This window comes from Thiorhodococcus mannitoliphagus, from assembly GCF_010915725.1.
Classification (GTDB): domain Bacteria; phylum Pseudomonadota; class Gammaproteobacteria; order Chromatiales; family Chromatiaceae; genus Thiorhodococcus; species Thiorhodococcus mannitoliphagus.
In genome coordinates, this window is sequence record NZ_JAAIJR010000355.1 from 1 (window position 1) to 1,042 (window position 1,042).

The window sequence follows — 1,042 nt, forward strand, 5'->3', positions numbered from 1 at the left end:
AGCCTGACCGCTATGGGGATCGACGACCACGCGCACGCAGCGCCCAGACAGCGCATAGGGCACTTCGAAGAAGCGGCCCTGGTAGGACAGCGTGCCGTCCTTGCGCACCTTCCGGGTGAGGCGGTGATAGAACAGCGCATCGAGGCGGGGGGCGTGCTCGCCCAAGGTACGGATGCGCGCGAGATCCTGCTGATAGCGCGCCAATGGGGTTTGCCCCGCCAGCCCCCCATGGGGCGTGCGGTGATAGACGGCTTCGATCCAGCTCCACAGACGGGCGTTGAGATCCTCGAGATCGCCGATGCGCGCGACCTCGAGCTCGCCCAAGAACTGATCGCGGAAGGTGCGGTGCCAGCGCTCCAGCTTCCCTTTGCCCTCTGGATGATAGGGACGGCAGTAGACCAGGTGGATGCCCAGGCGGGCGCAGATCTCTTGCAGCGTCTTGGCGCGATAGGCCGGACCGTTGTCGATCACTAGCTTCACCGGCAGCCCACGCTTGAGCACGGCCTGCTTGAGCACCGCCTCGATATCGAGGGCCGTCTCGCCGGGGCGAAAGGCCGAATGGGCGATCAAGCGTGAGGCATCGTCCATCAGCGAGACCAAATACGCCTTGCCCAGGGCGCCCGCGATCGGCACGCGCGGGCCGTGCATCACATCGCCATACCAGATGTCACCGGCGTGCTCGGCGACAAAGGCACGGTGCTCCTGCGGCTCGCTCGGCGTCCCGCTCGGGCGCGAGAGCCCATGGGCCTGTAACAGACGGTGCACGGCCGAGCGCGTGAGCTGCCCGGCCGCGACCTGACCACGGCGCTCGAGCAGGCGGCAGAGACGGTCGATGGAGCGGCGCGGATTCTCGCGCTTGGCCGCCAGGATCGCCTCCTGGATCGCGGGGGGAATCTTCGACTGTCCGCGGTCCGCGCGTGCCTTGGGCTCAAGCGCCTCGATCCCGCCGCGCAGCCAGGCGTAGTACCAGGCCTCAATCGTCTTCTCGCTCAGGCGGGTGTTCTTTGAGCCGGGGATGTCGTAGTGGCGCTCAGCCAGCGCG

At 67.6% G+C, this 1,042-nt stretch carries 1 protein-coding gene; it reads right to left on the reverse strand.

Going from position 1 to position 1,042, the window contains the following annotated elements; translation table 11 throughout:
* The coding region (locus G3480_RS26840) for a DDE-type integrase/transposase/recombinase (RefSeq protein WP_164657238.1) at positions 1-1,042 on the reverse strand (1,042 nt) is incomplete at both ends.